This is a genomic window from Bdellovibrio sp. 22V (assembly GCF_030169785.1).
Classification (GTDB): domain Bacteria; phylum Bdellovibrionota; class Bdellovibrionia; order Bdellovibrionales; family Bdellovibrionaceae; genus Bdellovibrio.
Map to the genome: position 1 here is coordinate 2,251,772 of NZ_CP125854.1, position 16,439 is coordinate 2,268,210.

A 16,439-nucleotide genomic window follows, 5' to 3' on the forward strand; every position below is an offset into this window, starting at 1 on the left:
CATCTGCTCTGAGCAAGAAGGTGAACTCTTCAGGATTGTCTACATTTTAAACAGTGAAGGGCGTTTCTGAGTGAGCTGGTTTTTGAAATATACTTAGAATAATCCGGGAAAAGACCCTAGAATAATCCAATGATGAAGGGTCTTTCTCTCTTTAAGAAGTGTGTTTATGCCGCTGTGATCGTGGGGATCCTTTTCACGGGCTACAAGCTTATTCGCAACACGGGCAGGTCGAGTTCAGGGCTCCCGGATTTGTTCAGTGAAAACATTCAAGATCGCTTCTATGCCTATGCGACGAAAATCACGGGGAAGCAAAGTCTCTACGTCGCGAAACTCAATCAGATGGAAGTTTTTGAAAGAACTTCTGAGGCAAAAGCCTTGTGGTTTGCGCTTCCTTCCATCGTCGTCAAAGCGGAAGTTCCCGTCGAGTACAACTACTACGTGAATCTGACAAGCGGCTGGCGTTTTGAAGTTATTGAGAATGTGCTCCACGTTTTTATCCCTGAACTGACGAACAGCACGCCAGCTATTAATATCGCGAAGCTCAAGGTGGGAGTGGCAAAGGGCAGTCTTCTTCGCAACGAAACTGATGTTGTGAAACGTTTTGAACAGGAGCTCCCGGGACTCTTGGTGGAGCGAGGAATTGAACATCGCAACCTCGTGCGAGAGCAGGCAAGAGCGTCCGTCGAAGGATTCGTTAAAGCTTGGATTGAAAGTTTTGTGTCGCGAAAAGGAACTGCTTATAAAATTCAAGTGCTGTTTCCGGGCGAAAAGCCCGCGCAAAACACGGAATCGCAAATAAAATAAACCGCGCGGTCTTAGGCGGCTTGAAGACCTTTGATAAAGTCGACAGAGAGTTTTTCTGCGAGATTCAAAGAGACTTTGTTGTAAGCGGATTTCTCTGCAAAACCCATCAGCATACCGACGAGCTTTTCATTTACAATAATAGGTGCAATCGTGACGTGATCAGGGATTTTCCCCTGGTTCCAGCCTTCGAAAAACTTCTCGTTGATTTCGTTCAATGAAATGTAGCCGTGGAAGGACTTTTGCGTGGAAGCCACGATATTAAAGATGCTGGGAGTTTGCAGCGGGAAGCGCATGCTTGTGTCGCGCATACCTTGGAAGTTTTCATCCCAGGCAAACGCCGTTAACTGTGTTTCTTGCTCATCCAAAGTCAAGATCATGGATTTGTCGAAGTGCGCTTTCATTTCGCTTAAAATCGTTTTGATTTTTTCGCCCATGGCTGCGGCATTTTTCTTTTTCAACTTATCAAGGGCAAAGTTGCCGCTCGCCACAGGATTGATGGTGGGTTTCGCAACTCCGGCAGGACGAGGCGTGATAGGAATCGGCTTATTGCCAAAACTGTCTTCAAAAGGAGGCGGCAGTTCTGACTTCGGTGGTGGAGGCGGAATATTTGCTTTCTTCGGCGCAGAAGATTCACTTGCAACAGGTGCAGAAGCACTGGCAACAGGAATTGCCGGGATTTCTTTCGCAGGAGCAGCGGCCTTAGGTTCAAGCTCCGTTGCAAGCATTTCTAATGCGTCATCCGCAGATGAAGACACCACGGTTTTAGCGTCGCGAGATTCGACAGCTTCAGCCGGCTCTAAAGAAACCGCTTCTGTGGTTGCGACAGGTTCTTCCGTTTTTGGCGAAAGAGCTTCCAGACGAATCACAGTGGGGCCGTCAAACAAGCCATCCATCGTTTCAGAAGGTTTTCCCGAAGACTCATCATCCAAAGAAAGAACTTCCAAAGAAGGCGAAGAAGTCGCTGTGTTTTCTGCAACAGCAAGGTCATCAAAAGAGAAACTGTCAGAAGGACCTTTCGCTGAAGTCGCTACGGAAAGATCCATGCCTTCCGGCGCTTCCTCGATACTAGATGTGACCGCGGAAATCGGGAGGGCCGCTCGTTCCGGATGCAATTTGTTCCATGCGCTTTCGAGACTTTCGAAATCGGCAAGGACAAGGATGCACGAAGGAGTAGAAGGAAAATCCTGCGGCGGCTGAAGACATGCTACGATGAGGGAACCATCCCACTCCGCCACAGGCAGACACTCCGCAGACCACGGGTAATGGGTCGCCCACTTTGCGAACATTTCCTGGGACACGGGAGTCTCTGTAAAAAATCGTGACTGAAGCTTTGGCAAATTAAAATGGGTCATCGCCCAATTTAAATATTCCTGAGAGCTGAGGCGTTGTTCTTTCAAGGCGTAACCCAAAAGGCTTAAGTGCGAACCACTTTGTTCAAAAGATTCGGTAAGTCCTTGAAGTTGCTCTTTAAAATGTTCAAACCAAGCATGATAACTCATCTGGTTGTTTATCGGTATTTTGAGACAGAACATAAGCAAATCCGAGGTCTAGTCTAGCTTTATTCCGTTCCTGGCGTTCTGAGTCCCTGGGGTGTGCATGAATTTATTGCACCTTAGTTAACGCAATAGACACCCTAAAACCTCAGATATTCTTAGGAGTTTTCAATACTTAAGAAATGTGCTAGTTTCCTGCGACCTATGATTCAGACCAAAGCATTCTGCTATTTCGACCATAATGCCACGACTCCCGTGTGCAAAGAAGTTCTCGAGGCCTTGCCAGAGTTGGCGCAAGCTTGGGGAAACCCGAGTTCTATTCATTGGGGTGGTCGTCAGCCGAAGAACATTCTTCGTGAAGCAAGAAAAGCGGTGGCTGATGCTGTTGGTGCGAGCACGCTAGAAATTGTTTTCACTTCTGGTGGAAGTGAAGCAAACAACACTGTGATCAAGGGTCTTTTTGATTATTATCAAACAGCGCAGTTTCTAACTCCTGAACAACGCCGTCGTACGCACTACATGTGTTCAGCTGTTGAGCATCCCGCAGTCATTAAAGCGATGGAGCATTTGAAATCTCTCGGAGCTCGCGTGGATTTCATTCCAGTCAATCGCCGTGGGGAAATTGATATGGCGTTTTATGAAAGCCATCTTTCCGAAGAAACAGCTTTGGTTTCTGTGATGTTTGCAAACAATGAAACAGGCACACTCTTTCCAATCAAACAAATGGCTGAGATCGCTCACAAGAAAGGCGCTTTGTTTCACACGGATGCTGTTCAAGCTTTCGGTAAAGTGCCGGTGAACTTGCATGAGCTTGGTGTGGACTTCGCGTCGTTCTCCGGTCACAAGTTTTACTCTGTGAAGGGATCTGGATTTTTATACTCACGTAAGGGATCGAATTTCAGCTCTTTGATTAACGGCGGAGGTCAAGAAAGACACCGTCGCGGTGGGACTGAAAACACGCTCGGCATTGGTGCTTTAGGTGTTGTCGCAAAACGTGTCGCCCTTATTCCTGAAAAAGCAGAGCAGATGGCGAAACTTCGCGATCATATGGAAGCACGCATTCTTTCCGAGATCGAAGAAGTTACGATCACCGCCGGTGAAAGCCCGCGTTTACCAAACACCAGCTCGTTGGTTCTTAAAGGCGTGGATGGTGAAACTATGTTGATGTCCTTGGATATCAAAGGGTATGCGGTCTCAACGGGAGCAGCCTGCTCCAGCGGAAACCCGGAACCAAGTCCCGTTCTGCTTGCGATGGGGCTGACTCGCGAAGAAGCGCAAAACAGTTTGCGTGTGAGCATCGGTTGGGAAACCACTTTAGAGCAAGTGAATGCGTTTGTAGAAGCATTGAAAGTCGTGGTCGCAAGGTTGCGATCTTTACAAAATGATGAAGGAGACTCTTGTCATGTCTAAAGGGAGAGTCCTTGTTGCTATGAGCGGAGGCGTGGACAGTTCAGCCGCGGCTGCGCTCTTGGTCGAACAGGGTTATGAAGTGATTGGTGCTACGATGCAAGTATGGGATTACTCCACTTGCGATATCGAAGAAGGCAATGGCACCTGCTGTTCAAGCATCGACGTGGATGATGCGCGTGCGGTGGCCGACCGTTTGGGAATTCCATTTTACGTTCTTAACTGCGAGGCAAAATTCCGTGCTGCCGTCATTGATCCTTTTTTGAAAGCGTATCTGGAAGGACAAACGCCGCTTCCATGTGTGAACTGCAACACGTATTTAAAATTTGATCATCTTGTGAAAAAGATGAAAGAGCTTGAATGTGATTACCTGGCGACAGGTCACTACGCGAAAATCGTTTACGATGAACAAGGTCGCGCGTCCATTCATACGTCGACGGACGATTGGAAAGATCAAACCTATTTCTTATTCACGATCGATCCGGCCTTGGTGCCTAAACTTTTGTTCCCTGTGGGTGATATGAAAAAGCCAGAAGTGCGCGCATACTCTGAAAGCCGCGGTCTGGTGACAGCTCGTAAAAAAGACTCGCAAGGGATTTGTTTTGTCGGTAATCAAGGCTATCAAAACTTTATCAAAGGCCAAGTGGATAAAACGATCCTGGCTTCAAAAAAGGGTTTGATTAAACGTTATCCTCACGGCGAAGTGATGGCTTCACACGAAGGCATTCATAACTTCACATACGGCCAGAGCAAAGGCCTTGGCATGGATCATCACGAAAAACTTTTTGTGATCAAGATTGATGCTCAAGACAACACGGTATGGGTCGGTGACGAACAATATCTTTTCGCCAACGAAGTCGATGTGGTTGATCCTCAACTTCTTGGTACTATTGAAGACGGCGAAATTATGAACGTAAAGATCCGTTATCAACACAAGGGATCTCCCGCGCAGGTTTTCAAAACGGACAACGGCTTTAAGTTGAAATTTCAAGAGCCGCAAAGAGCCGTTACACCTGGACAAGCAGCGGTGTTTTATCGTGATCGTGAACTTGTGGGGGGCGGATGGATCACCCTGTAAAGTATCAAGTTCATACTTTTGGTTGTAAGGTGAATACTTACGATGCGGGGTTGATTCAAAAGAATCTTAACGCCAACGGTTTTATGCCGGTTGTTTCCGGAGATAAAACCGCGCGCGTTCACGTCCTTAATACGTGTGCTGTGACGGCAGAAGCGACGAAAGAAGCTCTTCGTTATATCCGTCGTTTAAAAGTGAAAGATCCGTTCTGCACGGTTGTTGTGACAGGGTGTGCGGCGCAGGTGGATACAGGCTCGTTCTCGAATCTGCCGGGTGCGGATTTGGTTGTTGCAAACTCTCACAAAGGTTCTCTGCCAGAGCTTCTGACAAAACACTTTCGTGGTGAACTGACTGAAAAAGTTTTTAAGTCGAACATCTTTAAAAAAGAAGACCTGGAAGCGGGTGGCGGAATCGAGAAAAGCCACACGCGCACCTTCCTCAAAATTCAGGATGGTTGTAATAGCTTCTGCACGTACTGTATTATTCCCTACGCGCGGGGCAAGAGCCGCTCTATTTCGGTTGCGGATCTTGTTCAGCGTATTAATGATCTTTATGCGGAAGGTTCCCGCGAAGTCGTTCTGACGGGCGTTCACATCGGAGATTATGAAGATGAAGTGGGCGGCAAGAAGTACGTACTTGAAGACCTGATCGAAAATCTTTTGGCGAAAACCAAAATGCCTCGCTTCCGTCTTTCAAGTCTTGAGCCTGTCGAAGTCTCTGAAAGACTTTTGGATCTTTATCAAGACTCGCGCCTGTGCCCGCATTTTCATATGAGCATTCAAAGTGCTAATACCGACGTTTTGTTCCATATGAAACGCAAGTACACGCAAGACGACGTTCGTAAATCTTTGGAAGCCATTGCCGTGCGTGTTCCGAATTCATTCGTGGGCATGGATGTGATTACGGGTTTCCCAACCGAAACGGACGAGCAATTCCAAGATACTTATACGACTTTAAGTCAGCTTCCTTGGACGAAGCTTCATGTCTTTCCATATAGTGAAAGACAAGGCACGCGTGCGGCGGCGATGGATGTTTCCGTGTATCCGCACATTCGCGCGGAACGGGCGGCGCAATTACGCAATTTGAGTTTGTCCCGCTATCAGGATCAGGCGCAATTGCAAATCGGTTCGACGAAAAAAGTTTTGGTTCTGAAAAATGCCGCAAAAGGCGGGCAGGGCCTTAGTCATGATTATTGGCCGGTGAATATCCTCGGTGCTGACAGCTTCCTTGAACACTGGGCGGGCCAAGAGGTTGATGTTAAGATTACGGGTTACGATCATTCCAATAAACAGCACATGGAAGGTCACTTGCAAGGCGAGGTGATTTCATGAGTGAGTTGGAAAAACGCCTTGGTTACACATTTAAAAATCCGGCTTTGTTAGAACGTGCTCTAACTCATAAGAGTTATGCAAACGAGCTCAAAAACACGATTGAGCATAACGAGAAGTTGGAATTTTTAGGGGACGCCGTTTTGGATCTTGTTGTCGGGCAGTTTCTTTTTGAAAGATTCCCGAATGATACCGAAGGCGGTCTTTCTAAAAAGCGCGCCAGTATCGTGAATGAAGAAGTTCTTTCCGAGTTGGCTCTGGAGATGGGGTTAAATAAGCGCATGCTTCTTGGCAAAGGGGAGACTCTCACCGGGGGAGCCACAAAGCCCCGCCTGATCTCATCCTCCTTTGAAGCCATCATCGGGGCTTTGTATCTTGATGGCGGTTTTGATGTGGCTCAGGCTTTCATTCGTCAGGAATTCACACCGCTGGCAGAGCGTGTGTGCGGGACGGAAGATTTCGAAAAAGATTATAAGACACGTTTGCAAGAGCTCGTGCAAAAAGCTCTGAAAGAGACACCTCGGTATGAGGTTCTTGCTGAAGAAGGACCTCCTCATGATCGCCAGTTTCTGGTTTGTGTGAAAGTGAAAGAGGAAGTCTGGGCGCAAGGTAGAGGACGTAGTAAAAAGAATGCCGAGCAGTCCGCGGCGAAATTAGCATTAGAGATGAAATACAAGGAGACGAATTAAAATGGGTTATAAAGCGGGATTTCTAGGTCTGATCGGACAGCCGAATGCAGGGAAGAGCACATTGATGAACTTCCTTGTCGATGAAAAGGTGTCCATCGTCTCTGCCAAACCTCAGACGACTCGCCGTCGTATTTTGGGGATTTGGAGTTCGGAAGCAGGGCAGATTGTTTTTGTCGATGCTCCGGGCGTGATTAAAGCGGATAAAGGTTTGAACAGCTTCTTGGCGAAAGAAGCCGAAGACGTGATTGATAATTCCGATGCATTGCTTGCGATTGTCAGTGTCGATGAAGAGAAGCCGGAAAATGCAGAAAAAGTGATCGACATGGTTTCTAAAAGTGGCAAGCCGTGGATCGGTGTTATCACAAAGACTGACATCGAAGAAAAAGCTCACCGTATTATGATTCTAAAAAAGATGATCGAAGAGCGCGGAGGAAAAGCATTCTCTGTTTCCGTTAAAGAATCCGCGAAGGATGAAGAAGAGCGCGAAGCTCTTTTGATTGATTTCTTGGAGCTTTTGCCGGAGTCACCCGCGCCTCTTTACGATATCGAACTTTTCACGAATGAAAACATGCGTGAAATGGCGTCGGAAATTATTCGTGAAAAGTGCTTCGAAGCGCTTCACCATGAAATTCCATATTCGTTGGCAGTGCGTATCATAAAATTTGATGAAGAAGCCAAGCCTGTACCGAAAGTTCATGCAGAGATCATCGTCGCGAAGGAAAGTCATAAAGCCATCGTGATCGGAAAAGGCGCTGAAGTGATCAAAAAAATCGGTATGGATGCGCGTAAAGAAATTGAAAAACTCATGGACGAAAAGATCTTCTTGGATTTGAACGTCGCATGCAAACCAGAATGGTTCGACAACAAACGTATGATGAAGGAGTTGGGTTATGTCATTAAATCCGAGGGCTGAGTTCGCGCCGAAGGTGGCGATCATCGGTCGTCCCAACGTAGGCAAATCGACTTTATTTAATATTATTACGGATACACGTAAGGCCGTGGTGAAAAACCAAGCGGGAGTTACTCGTGATATCAACATTGAACCTGTTGATATCTGGGGTAAGCAGTTTGATCTTATCGACACAGGCGGTATCACGGAGGCGGGCGACATTTTCTCGAAGCTTATTCGTGAACAAGTGACCGAGTTTCTTCACTCCGTCGATTTCATCGTGGCGGTGATGGACGGACGTTCAGGCCTTATGCCTGAAGACCGTGATATCATCCGTGTGGCGAAACAAACGGGTAAGCCGTTTCTTCTTGTTATCAACAAAGTCGACAAAGTTGTCGATGAAGAGATGATTAAAGCCGACTTTTACGAGTTCGGCGTTGATATGATCGCATGTTCTTTTGAGCAACGCCGTGGCGTGGGTGAAATCCTTGAGTGGATCACGAATCAAATTCCTGAAGCCACTGCCGCTGTAAAAGAAGGCATGAATATCGCGATCGTCGGCAAACCGAATGTCGGTAAGAGCTCGATCTGTAACTGTCTTCTTGGCGCAAATCGTATGATCGTATCGGACGTTGCCGGAACGACGATTGACTCCGTGGACTCTCCGTTTATTTACAACGGCAAACGCTACACATTGGTGGATACGGCGGGTCTTCGTAAGTCGGCGAAGCGTGAGGAAGATCTTGAGATCATCTCTGCGTTTAAATCCCAAGAAGCGATCCGTCGCGCCGACATCGTGCTTTTGATGGTGGATGGTACCATCGGACCTACGGATCAAGATGCGCGCATCATGCAGGCGATCTTGGAAGATCACAAAGGCGTGATCTTGGTGGCGAATAAATCGGATTTAGGCGGTCGCGAGATTCCTGAATACCGCAAGACATTCCGCGAGCAAGTTCAGCGCACGTTCCATTTCTTTGATGATGTGAACGTGGTCTTTACAAGTGCAAAAACAGGCTATGGAGTGGAAGAACTTTTCGAGATGATCGAAAAAGTTTCTGATCAAATGAACTTCCGCGTTCCAACAGCGGAGCTCAACGACTTCTTCTTTGAGACGATTCGTAAAGCTCCAGCTCCTGTGTGGGGAACGACGAACGTAAAGTTTTATTACCTTACACAAACTTTCCAGCGTCCTCCGGCGTTTATTGCGTTTGCAAATCATCCGGATGGCGTAACGAATTCTTATCGTCGCTTCTTGATTAAGAACATCAAAGAACGATGGGGCCTGCACGGTCTTCCGATTCGTATTTTCTGTATGAAATCACGCAGAGGTTCCGAGTAGTATGGCAAAACGCGGCTCGTGGAGAACACGCTTTGGATTTTATCTTTTGGCTATCGGCTCTGCCTGTGGTCTGGGTAATATGTGGCGTTTTCCCTACGTGGTCGGCGAAAACGGCGGTGGCGCTTTCATTCTGATTTACGTTTTTATGTCCTTGGCGATCGGTGCGCCGATGCTGATTTCAGAATTGATTGCCGGCAAAAGCAGTCGTCGTTCCGTGATCGTGGCGACTCAACAGCTCAGTAATAAAGCCGGTCGTGGATTTCGCTGGGCCGGTCGCTTTGCCGTTATCTTAAGTATTGTTGTTCTTTCCTACTATGCGGTGATCAGTGGTTGGGTTTTGCATTTTATGACGCAATTCCTGATCTCGCTTTTTAGTCCGCCCGAGATGGTTACGGCGAAAACAAATCTTGCCGCTTTGATGTCGAATGGCTGGCTGCAGTTGATGTTAGCGAGCGCGCATCTTCTTATTACGGTCGTAGTGGTTGTAAAAGGGGTGCAAGAAGGTTTGGAAAAGTGGATCAGTTATATGATGCCGCTTTTTGCGATCCTTGTGATCGTTCTTGTTATGCGTTCATTCTCCCTTCCTTCGACTCCGGAAGTTTTGCGTTTCCTTTTTTATCCTGACTTTTCAAAACTGACATTGTCGTCTTTGAATCACGCTTTGGGGCACGTGTTTTTTACGTTGTCCGTGGGTTTTGGGACGATGGTAACGTTTGGTTCTTATATGCGTGAAGAAGATCACGCACCGACAGCGGGCTTTCGCGTCACATTGGTGGATACGGCGATTTCTTTGATCGCTGTTGTGATGATTTTTCCGGTCGCATTCCAGGCAACCAACGTTCCTTTGACGGATCCGGCTTTGATGTTTGAAGTTTTGCCTCGTTATCTTTTGGGGATTCGCGGGGGGACTCTTTTCGGTTTGGCTTTTTTTGCGTGTTTGTATATGGCAGCCTTGAATGCCAGTATTGGTTTGCTGGAGGTTGTGGTTTCCAACTGGGTGGACGCGCAAAAGCAGATGGAGCGGGGAAAGGCCACGTGGTATTCAGGCCTTATCGCTCTTGTGCTGACGACTTTGCCGGCGCTTTCAAGCTCTGTCTTTAAAGACGTCCGTGTTGCGGGAAGATCGTTGATCGAGTCCTTAGATTCATTGCTGATCAATTGGCTTTTACCGCTTGTGGCTCTAGCGCTTCTTATCGCGTACTATCGTGGAACTTCGGAAAAAGAAAAAGAGCTGAGCTTTGTCGATAAAGACAAGTTCGTCAGTTACACAATGTATCCGCATTGGATTTTTATCTTGCGTTGGGTGGCTCCCGCAGTCATTGTTCTAGCACTTGCTATGCAAGTGATCGGTGTTTTTTCCAAGTAATCCTTTACAAAGGATCAGGGTGTCCGTCGACTCTGAGTTGGAAAAGGAAATACGGCGGAATACAAGCGCCTTTTCCTGCTTTAGTCCTCATACAGATGTAATCACTTCGACAAGGCGTGAATTCGTCACAAGCTTGTAAGCTGCCCGGTCGGGTATTTTCGGCAAGGCACGCTGTGAAAGGTCTTTTCTTAGCGAGACAATTATTCAAACCGTAAAGATCTGCGATCGCACCGCAAGTTTCTCCGACTTTGAGGTTATCACAGCCTCCCGAGCACATGCCTCCGGGGAAACCAACGCGAGTTGTTTCACAGTGGTTTTGGTTTCCACAAGACATCGCCAGTGCATCTTTCAGATAATCTTTATGAGCATTTGCGGTTTGGGAAATGCTGCCGGGTTCACACGGATTGCCAGCGATACGAGAATCAGGAAGGCATTCGCCAATCTCTGCATTGTTTCCCGGTGTGATAACAGGAATGCACTTTAAACCCGAAGCGCAAGCCCAGGCCTTGTATTCACTGCCAAGCCCACAATAATCATTCATTTTTCCAGGCCTTTGTGGATCCCGTTCGGAAAAGGGACGGGAGTTGTCGGGCGTCTGTCCTTTAAGAACAGCTTCCACGTATTTTTGGCGACGAGGCAATTCCTCTATCATGTGTGGTGACTGAGAAGAGAAAATGGAATTTGCGAAAACCGTTTTTGCAGAATCTTTTCCTAGAAAGTGAAATCCGGCAATGGTGCGACCCTGGTGGCAGCCCACACAACTCATGTCGTTAAGACGTCGTCGTAAGGAGGACGCACCGTAAATGTTTTTAAGTTTCGAATAGTCGATGGATGCGAAATCTTCTTTTTTAAAGATTAAATCAAAAGGCCTATTGGCAAGACGATTCATACCATGCAAAGCGAATGAGGCTGTTTTGCCTGTCAGAAATTTCTCTGGAATATTTAAAACACCTTGATCCAGGGCTTGAATATTTTCCGGCTTTAGAAGCCAAGAGAGAAGTTCTTTTTTCTTCGCGGGATCTCTAAGCAGTTCCAGATTCGGGGTGTTTTCAAGAGGACTGAGTTTAAGTCCTCCGTTTGGAAGTGCGCGATAAACCCGCATAATATATTCCGCATGGCCGCCCATATCCCCGCGAACAGTGGAGGGCCAGCGCACGGCCTGAAGATTCATTTCCACTGACTTTAAATTCGCAGATGTGGCCCACTCTTTCACGGTTCTCTCATTCAAGGTCGCCAGAGCTTTTGCAATTGTCATGCATCCCGGGGCAGCAGGCAGGAGGTAAACCGTATTGATAGTCAATGGCAGGCGGGATGTCACAAGAGTCCCGTTCTGCTGCTTTTCATAAGACAGACGGTAAATCAAGCGAAGTTCTCCGCAAGAACCTGGATCGAAAACCGCCCGATCCATGCGATTCACAACACCCACAAGCTCAAAATGTGCCGCTGGTGATTTCAACCAACGAATATCAAAGAGGCGGTGCGTGTACTTCATGCCGACACCCAGCTTAGGATCAGATTTTTGTAGTTCTTTTAAGTCTTGATCAAGATCATTCACCAAAGATTGATAAACAATATTCTCAAAGAGTTTTTGATTGTTCTCTGCGTGTTTGCGAAAAACTTGCAAGCTGAGCGAAAGCCCCGCGCGTTCAATTTTATCAAGTGAAGAAGGATCTTCAACGAGCAAGTCCTGAGCAAACGCCATAGACGCGATCAAAAAACTTAGAACGAAAATAATTGTTTTCATGACGAGATCGTAGAGGGCAGATGAGAACTAAGTCACGTTGCAATCAAACAAGAGACCGACTCTCGACTCTTTTGTCTCGAATTTTAAGAAATTGTGCTTTGCCTTTGTGAAAGACTAGAAGTTCATTCCTAAAATAAAGATGAAATTGTAGAAGTCGCCCGTGAGATTTTTATCGAGCTTTTCGGTGCCGTCGACGTAGGATTTGTTTTCGTCAGCGAAGTTCACAAAGTTGTAAGTTCCTTGAAGACCCAAATAAGCTTTCTTACGCATCAAAGGAATCTCAAGACCGGCACCGATATCAAAGCCCATCGTCGAGTCACGGCTAAAACCGTCAAGGCCGGCGATCGTGTAAGTGCGGTAGAACTGCGCCAAGCCCCCGATGATGTACGGGTTTAAGTCCGCAAGGCCGCGGGTGACGTTTTGTGTGTTCATGTAATACTTTAAGTCGAAATTTACCGACGTGATGGAGACGTTACCAGTATAGGTCTTTGACTGATTATTCACGGTAAAGTTCACGGCGTGGTCGCCTGTTTGGAAACCCAAACTCATCGCCAGGCTCAAATCAAAGAAGTAGCTGAGGAAAATACCGAAAGTCGGTGCGGCCTCATAAGCATCCGCAAAGTTTCCTGTGAAGCCACGGTAACCGCCCGCAAGACCAATCGTGAAGAAACGGCCGTTACGGAAAAAGTTGATATCCGCTTCTTCGTCGGATTCTTCATCGAACTCAGAATAGTCAGTGAACGGATCGTAAGCTTCGTCGGGATCAACCTGAGAGATAAGATAAGATTTGTGATCTGATTGAGCATGAGCCTGAAACGGAATAGCGAGGCTAAGACCAAGCACAAAAGTAAGTAGGCCAAGTTGATTGAATAGCGCTGTGGTTTTCACTGTGATCCCCCTCTTAGTATTATCGAATAAAAGGGGGTAAAACTTCAAAAAAAAGTATCAAATCGAAGTCCAGTCTTCGCGATTTGTCTCAATTCGAAACAGGCCTTTTCCTAGAGAGGTTCCTCGAGCGCTCTTTCGATAGTTTTTGTGATGCTATTAGACGATGGCTTTGTAATGGAACTCCAGCGGTCAATAACTTCCCCACGACGGTTGATGAGGAACTTTTCAAAGTTCCAGCTCACATCTTTAAAAAGAATGCCGGGTTTTTGTTCCGTTAAAAACTGATAAACGGGTTGTTTGTCGTCGCCCTTCACCGGAGCTTTTTCAAAGAAGGGGAAAGTGACGCCATACTTTTTTTCGGCGAAGGATTGCACTTCGGCGGCGTCGCCTTTTTCCTGCTTGAAGTCATTGGAGGGGAACGCCAAGACAATGAAGCCACGACTTGCGTATTTTTTGTACAAGTCCTCAAGTTCGGAAAGTTGCGGAGCAAAGCCGCATTGTGAGGCGGTGTTCACGACAAGGACAACTTTCCCTCGATAAGTCGAGAAATTGACCTTTTTTCCCTGCAGAGTCGTGGCTGAAAGTTCGAAGAAGTTTTTCGCCGTCTCCGCCTGCGCCAGCGGGGCGAATAAGAGGGATAGAAGGAAAATAAAACGCATAACGACCTCCATCGTGAAACAGTCTAAAGGGCCCTCTCTTTTTTCACAAGAAAAAGGCCGATACAGTGTTTAGATGCAGTGCGCGGCTTTGACTTTGAAACAGCCTGATTTTCTAATCTTTAAGAGCCTTTAGGTAATCCTGCAAAGCAATTAGAGGAGTTCAAAACATCGATGGAGTTGGGAAGTCCCGTCATCTTGATTTCTGCTTTTGGTCGCGGCCACTGGTTGGCTGCCGCTTTAGCGCAAGAAGGTATTAAAACAACCTTGGTCGATGTGTCTTCGAAGTTGGGCGTATGGCCTTCAGAAGACGTTGAAGGTCCATTTGGTTTTTTTCGTAATGAGCGCATCTCTGAATCTCAGCTAGAAAGACTCTATGCTGACGATCCTTACGAAGAAGTTTCTAATGGATTCACTTTGTGGTTAAGTCAGGGACCTTTCGAGTGCAAAGGCCCGACGACAAAATTCAAAATCGACACCTCGACGCTGGCTCCACCTATCAAAGAATATCTTCTTGGTGGCGTGGGCGGCAAAGCGGCAAAAACTCTTTACAAAAATCTCGATGCTTTTAATTTTGAAAAAAGTTGGTTGCTGCACTTGGGGCATCAGTGGGCGGGAACGACTTACAAAGCGAATGCGCAAGCAGCTCACGTCGGGGCTTCGCTGCCGCTTTTTTCTTCTTATCTTGTTCGTCGCGCGACTCGCAATGGTTTGGAAAAATCACTCGAGTGGTTGGCAACAAAAGGTGTTGAAGTTCTTCGTCCTCAGCAGATCGTCGACGTTTCCTTCGGTGGAGGAAAGTCGATCACGGGCCTTGAGCTTGCTGGAGAAAAACAAGGTCTCTTCCGTCTTGAGCAGATCGTGTGGATGTTGAGCAGTGAGGAAACGTATTATCTCAATGAACGCCTGGGAAAATACTTTTTCCCGGAAGGACCTCTCGAGCCGGAATGGTGCTGGGTCCGTTATCGTCTGGGTTTACAGCAATGTTTTGAAAGAGATCATTTGCCGCTGCATACGGTAGTAATGGCGGATTTGGATTCGCCATGGACTCATGAAAACATGATGATCCTACAAAGAACGACTTTGGCGGATCAATTCGATGTGTGGATGAGAATTCCGACCGTGCAGCGTTTTAACAAGGAATATCTCACGACACGCAGTCTGCGTATGAATAAACATCTCGCAGAAAGAATGTCTCTTTGCGATCCGCAAGTGCTGAGCTTCCCGCAAGAATATTATTACACTTACGCTCAACTGGGAGCTTCGCGTTTCCCGGTGTTTGGGGAAAAGCAGACGTCACGCCGGGGGAAAGTTCTTTTTAGCAACTTGCACCTCGATGGTCCTGAAGTGTGGCCGCATTACTCGTGGGGATCTTACTTTGAACAGCACGAATCGATTCAAGCGAGCATCGTGCAGTGGTGGAAAGAGAAACTCCTGCGTGAACAAAAAGAGAAAAGAAAGGAACAAGCCACGTGATCGAAAGATACACTCGACCTGAGATGGGCCTTTTGTGGCACTCAGATCAACGATTCGGAAAAATGATGGAAGTAGAAATCGCGGTGGCGGAAGTTCAAGCGCAGATGGGGATCATTCCCAAAACGGCGGCGAAAGCGATCAGACAAAAAGCGCGCTTCAACGTCAAGCGTATTTCGGAAATTGAAAAAGAAACCAAACATGATGTTATTGCGTTTGTGAGCAATCTTGCGGAAAATGTCGGTCCTCAAGGAAAGTTCATTCATTATGGTCTGACTTCTTCAGATGTCTTGGATACGGCGTTCAGCTTGCAAGTCCGCGAAGCAGGCATTGTTCTGATGAAATCCATCGACGCTCTTGAAAAATCTTTGCAAGGTCTGGTGAATAAACATGCGGAGACGCTTTGTGCGGGACGCACGCATGGAATGTTTGCCGAGCCGACGACGTTCGGTTTTAAAATGGCGGGCTTCCTGGCCGAAACAGAACGCAATAAAAAACGCGTTAAAGCCGCGCTCGACAATATGATGATCTGCAAGTTGAGCGGAGCGGTGGGAACTTATTCTTCTCAATCCGTGAAAGTAGAAACGGCTGTTGCGAAAAAATTAAAGCTCAAGCCAGAGACGATCGCAACGCAGGTGATTCCGCGCGATCGTCACGCCGAAATGCTTTTGGCGTTGGCAATGTTGGGAACGGGACTTGAGCGCCTGGCGGTTGAGCTGCGTCACCTTCAGCGCAGCGATGTGGCTGAGGTCACGGAAGGTTTCACCAAAGGGCAAAAAGGTTCTTCCGCGATGCCACACAAAAAGAATCCGATCAGTGCGGAGAATATCACGGGCCTTTCCCGTTTGTTACGCGGTTACGCTCTCGCCGGGCTTGAAAACGTGGCGCTGTGGCACGAACGCGATATCAGTCACTCCTCTGTCGAGCGTGTGGTATTCCCGGATGCTTTCATCGTGGCTGACTACGCATTAAACCGTATGAGCATCTTGCTTGATGGTCTGGACGTAAATAAAAAACGCATGCTGGAAAATATCGACAGTTCACAAGGACAGATTTTCAGCTCGCACGTTCTTTTGGCGTTGGTGCAAAAAGGCATGATCCGCGAAGAGGCCTACGCACTTGTTCAACGTCTTTGTCACTCTTTGGGTTATGGCGAACATTTGAAAGACAAGCTGCTTGTTGACGACACTGTTCGTGAGCTTTTAAAGCCCAAAGAGATCGACGAGATCTTCACAGGTAAAAAACATAAAAAAGCAATCAAAGACGTGATTAAGAGAGTTTAGTA

14 protein-coding genes are annotated in these 16,439 nt (G+C 47.2%); 10 read left to right on the plus strand and 4 right to left on the minus strand.

The features are described 5' to 3' along the window. The first annotated feature begins 129 nt into the window (after nucleotides 1-129). Entirely contained in the window at nucleotides 130-804 is a 675-nt protein-coding gene (locus QJS83_RS10885; RefSeq protein WP_284604764.1) for a hypothetical protein, read from the plus strand. Nucleotides 805-815: 11 nt separating this feature from the next. On the opposite strand, the gene QJS83_RS10890 is transcribed toward QJS83_RS10885, so the two are convergent. Next, complete coding sequence (locus QJS83_RS10890; RefSeq protein ID WP_284604766.1) at nucleotides 816-2,303, minus strand: hypothetical protein; 1,488 nt, start codon at nucleotides 2,301-2,303, stop codon at nucleotides 816-818. Nucleotides 2,304-2,501: 198 nt separating this feature from the next. Between QJS83_RS10890 and QJS83_RS10895 the strand changes: the two genes are divergently transcribed. Genes QJS83_RS10895 through QJS83_RS10925 form a run of 7 tightly spaced genes read left to right on the plus strand, consistent with a single transcriptional unit; the run spans nucleotide 2,502 to nucleotide 10,393 of the window. Next, nucleotides 2,502-3,707 carry a cysteine desulfurase family protein gene (locus tag QJS83_RS10895; protein WP_284604768.1) on the plus strand — a complete coding sequence of 402 codons (1,206 nt, stop codon included), beginning with the start codon at nucleotides 2,502-2,504 and terminating at the stop codon, nucleotides 3,705-3,707. After that, nucleotides 3,700-4,782, plus strand: coding sequence for a tRNA 2-thiouridine(34) synthase MnmA (mnmA, locus tag QJS83_RS10900; RefSeq protein WP_284604770.1), 1,083 nt, complete (start codon nucleotides 3,700-3,702; stop codon nucleotides 4,780-4,782). The genes QJS83_RS10895 and mnmA overlap by 8 nt, the downstream gene beginning before the upstream one ends. Beyond that, nucleotides 4,767-6,110: a tRNA (N(6)-L-threonylcarbamoyladenosine(37)-C(2))-methylthiotransferase MtaB gene (gene mtaB / locus QJS83_RS10905; RefSeq protein ID WP_284604772.1), complete on the plus strand. Its 1,344-nt coding sequence runs from the start codon at nucleotides 4,767-4,769 to the stop codon at nucleotides 6,108-6,110. Before mnmA ends, mtaB begins: the two co-directional genes overlap by 16 nt. Then, nucleotides 6,107-6,796: a ribonuclease III gene (gene rnc, locus QJS83_RS10910; protein ID WP_284604774.1), complete on the plus strand. Its 690-nt coding sequence runs from the start codon at nucleotides 6,107-6,109 to the stop codon at nucleotides 6,794-6,796. The genes mtaB and rnc overlap by 4 nt, the downstream gene beginning before the upstream one ends. A 1-nt stretch (nucleotide 6,797) precedes the next feature. Then, nucleotides 6,798-7,709 carry a GTPase Era gene (gene era, locus QJS83_RS10915; RefSeq protein WP_284604776.1) on the plus strand — a complete coding sequence of 304 codons (912 nt, stop codon included), beginning with the start codon at nucleotides 6,798-6,800 and terminating at the stop codon, nucleotides 7,707-7,709. Next, nucleotides 7,687-9,027: a ribosome biogenesis GTPase Der gene (gene der, locus QJS83_RS10920; protein WP_284604779.1), complete on the plus strand. Its 1,341-nt coding sequence runs from the start codon at nucleotides 7,687-7,689 to the stop codon at nucleotides 9,025-9,027. The genes era and der overlap by 23 nt, the downstream gene beginning before the upstream one ends. Before the next feature lies 1 nt (nucleotide 9,028). Then, the gene (locus QJS83_RS10925; RefSeq protein WP_284604781.1) at nucleotides 9,029-10,393 is read left to right on the plus strand and encodes a sodium-dependent transporter; all 1,365 of its coding nucleotides are present in this window, start codon (nucleotides 9,029-9,031) and stop codon (nucleotides 10,391-10,393) included. Between the two features lie 4 nt (nucleotides 10,394-10,397). Here QJS83_RS10925 and QJS83_RS10930 read toward each other — a convergent pair whose 3' ends face one another. From QJS83_RS10930 to QJS83_RS10940, 3 genes are all read right to left on the minus strand, one after another. Continuing rightward, complete coding sequence (locus QJS83_RS10930) at nucleotides 10,398-12,137, minus strand: hypothetical protein (protein WP_284604783.1); 1,740 nt, start codon at nucleotides 12,135-12,137, stop codon at nucleotides 10,398-10,400. A gap of 114 nt (nucleotides 12,138-12,251) precedes the next feature. Continuing rightward, nucleotides 12,252-13,025: an outer membrane beta-barrel protein gene (locus QJS83_RS10935; RefSeq protein ID WP_284604785.1), complete on the minus strand. Its 774-nt coding sequence runs from the start codon at nucleotides 13,023-13,025 to the stop codon at nucleotides 12,252-12,254. A 110-nt stretch (nucleotides 13,026-13,135) separates the two neighbouring features. Then, nucleotides 13,136-13,684: a glutathione peroxidase gene (locus QJS83_RS10940; protein WP_284604787.1), complete on the minus strand. Its 549-nt coding sequence runs from the start codon at nucleotides 13,682-13,684 to the stop codon at nucleotides 13,136-13,138. A gap of 171 nt (nucleotides 13,685-13,855) precedes the next feature. Between QJS83_RS10940 and QJS83_RS10945 the strand changes: the two genes are divergently transcribed. Together QJS83_RS10945 and purB are read left to right on the plus strand one after the other, a co-directional pair. Further along, nucleotides 13,856-15,157 carry a hypothetical protein gene (locus QJS83_RS10945; RefSeq protein ID WP_284604790.1) on the plus strand — a complete coding sequence of 434 codons (1,302 nt, stop codon included), beginning with the start codon at nucleotides 13,856-13,858 and terminating at the stop codon, nucleotides 15,155-15,157. Beyond that, nucleotides 15,154-16,437: an adenylosuccinate lyase gene (purB, locus tag QJS83_RS10950; RefSeq protein ID WP_284604792.1), complete on the plus strand. Its 1,284-nt coding sequence runs from the start codon at nucleotides 15,154-15,156 to the stop codon at nucleotides 16,435-16,437. Before QJS83_RS10945 ends, purB begins: the two co-directional genes overlap by 4 nt. The last annotated feature ends 2 nt before the right edge of the window (nucleotides 16,438-16,439 follow it).

What these genes read in the sequence shown, in the direction of transcription:
- der (WP_284604779.1), top strand. Translation starts at nt 7,687, where the DNA reads ATGTCATTAAATCCGAGGGCTGAGTTCGCGCCGAAGGTGGCGATCATC.
- QJS83_RS10895 (WP_284604768.1), top strand. Translation starts at nt 2,502, where the DNA reads ATGATTCAGACCAAAGCATTCTGCTATTTCGACCATAATGCCACGACT.
- QJS83_RS10940 (WP_284604787.1), bottom strand. Translation starts at nt 13,684, where the DNA reads ATGCGTTTTATTTTCCTTCTATCCCTCTTATTCGCCCCGCTGGCGCAG.
- rnc (WP_284604774.1), top strand. Translation starts at nt 6,107, where the DNA reads ATGAGTGAGTTGGAAAAACGCCTTGGTTACACATTTAAAAATCCGGCT.
- mtaB (WP_284604772.1), top strand. Translation starts at nt 4,767, where the DNA reads ATGGATCACCCTGTAAAGTATCAAGTTCATACTTTTGGTTGTAAGGTG.
- QJS83_RS10925 (WP_284604781.1), top strand. Translation starts at nt 9,029, where the DNA reads ATGGCAAAACGCGGCTCGTGGAGAACACGCTTTGGATTTTATCTTTTG.
- QJS83_RS10885 (WP_284604764.1), top strand. Translation starts at nt 130, where the DNA reads ATGATGAAGGGTCTTTCTCTCTTTAAGAAGTGTGTTTATGCCGCTGTG.
- QJS83_RS10890 (WP_284604766.1), bottom strand. Translation starts at nt 2,303, where the DNA reads ATGAGTTATCATGCTTGGTTTGAACATTTTAAAGAGCAACTTCAAGGA.
- era (WP_284604776.1), top strand. Translation starts at nt 6,798, where the DNA reads ATGGGTTATAAAGCGGGATTTCTAGGTCTGATCGGACAGCCGAATGCA.
- QJS83_RS10930 (WP_284604783.1), bottom strand. Translation starts at nt 12,137, where the DNA reads ATGAAAACAATTATTTTCGTTCTAAGTTTTTTGATCGCGTCTATGGCG.
- QJS83_RS10945 (WP_284604790.1), top strand. Translation starts at nt 13,856, where the DNA reads ATGGAGTTGGGAAGTCCCGTCATCTTGATTTCTGCTTTTGGTCGCGGC.
- mnmA (WP_284604770.1), top strand. Translation starts at nt 3,700, where the DNA reads ATGTCTAAAGGGAGAGTCCTTGTTGCTATGAGCGGAGGCGTGGACAGT.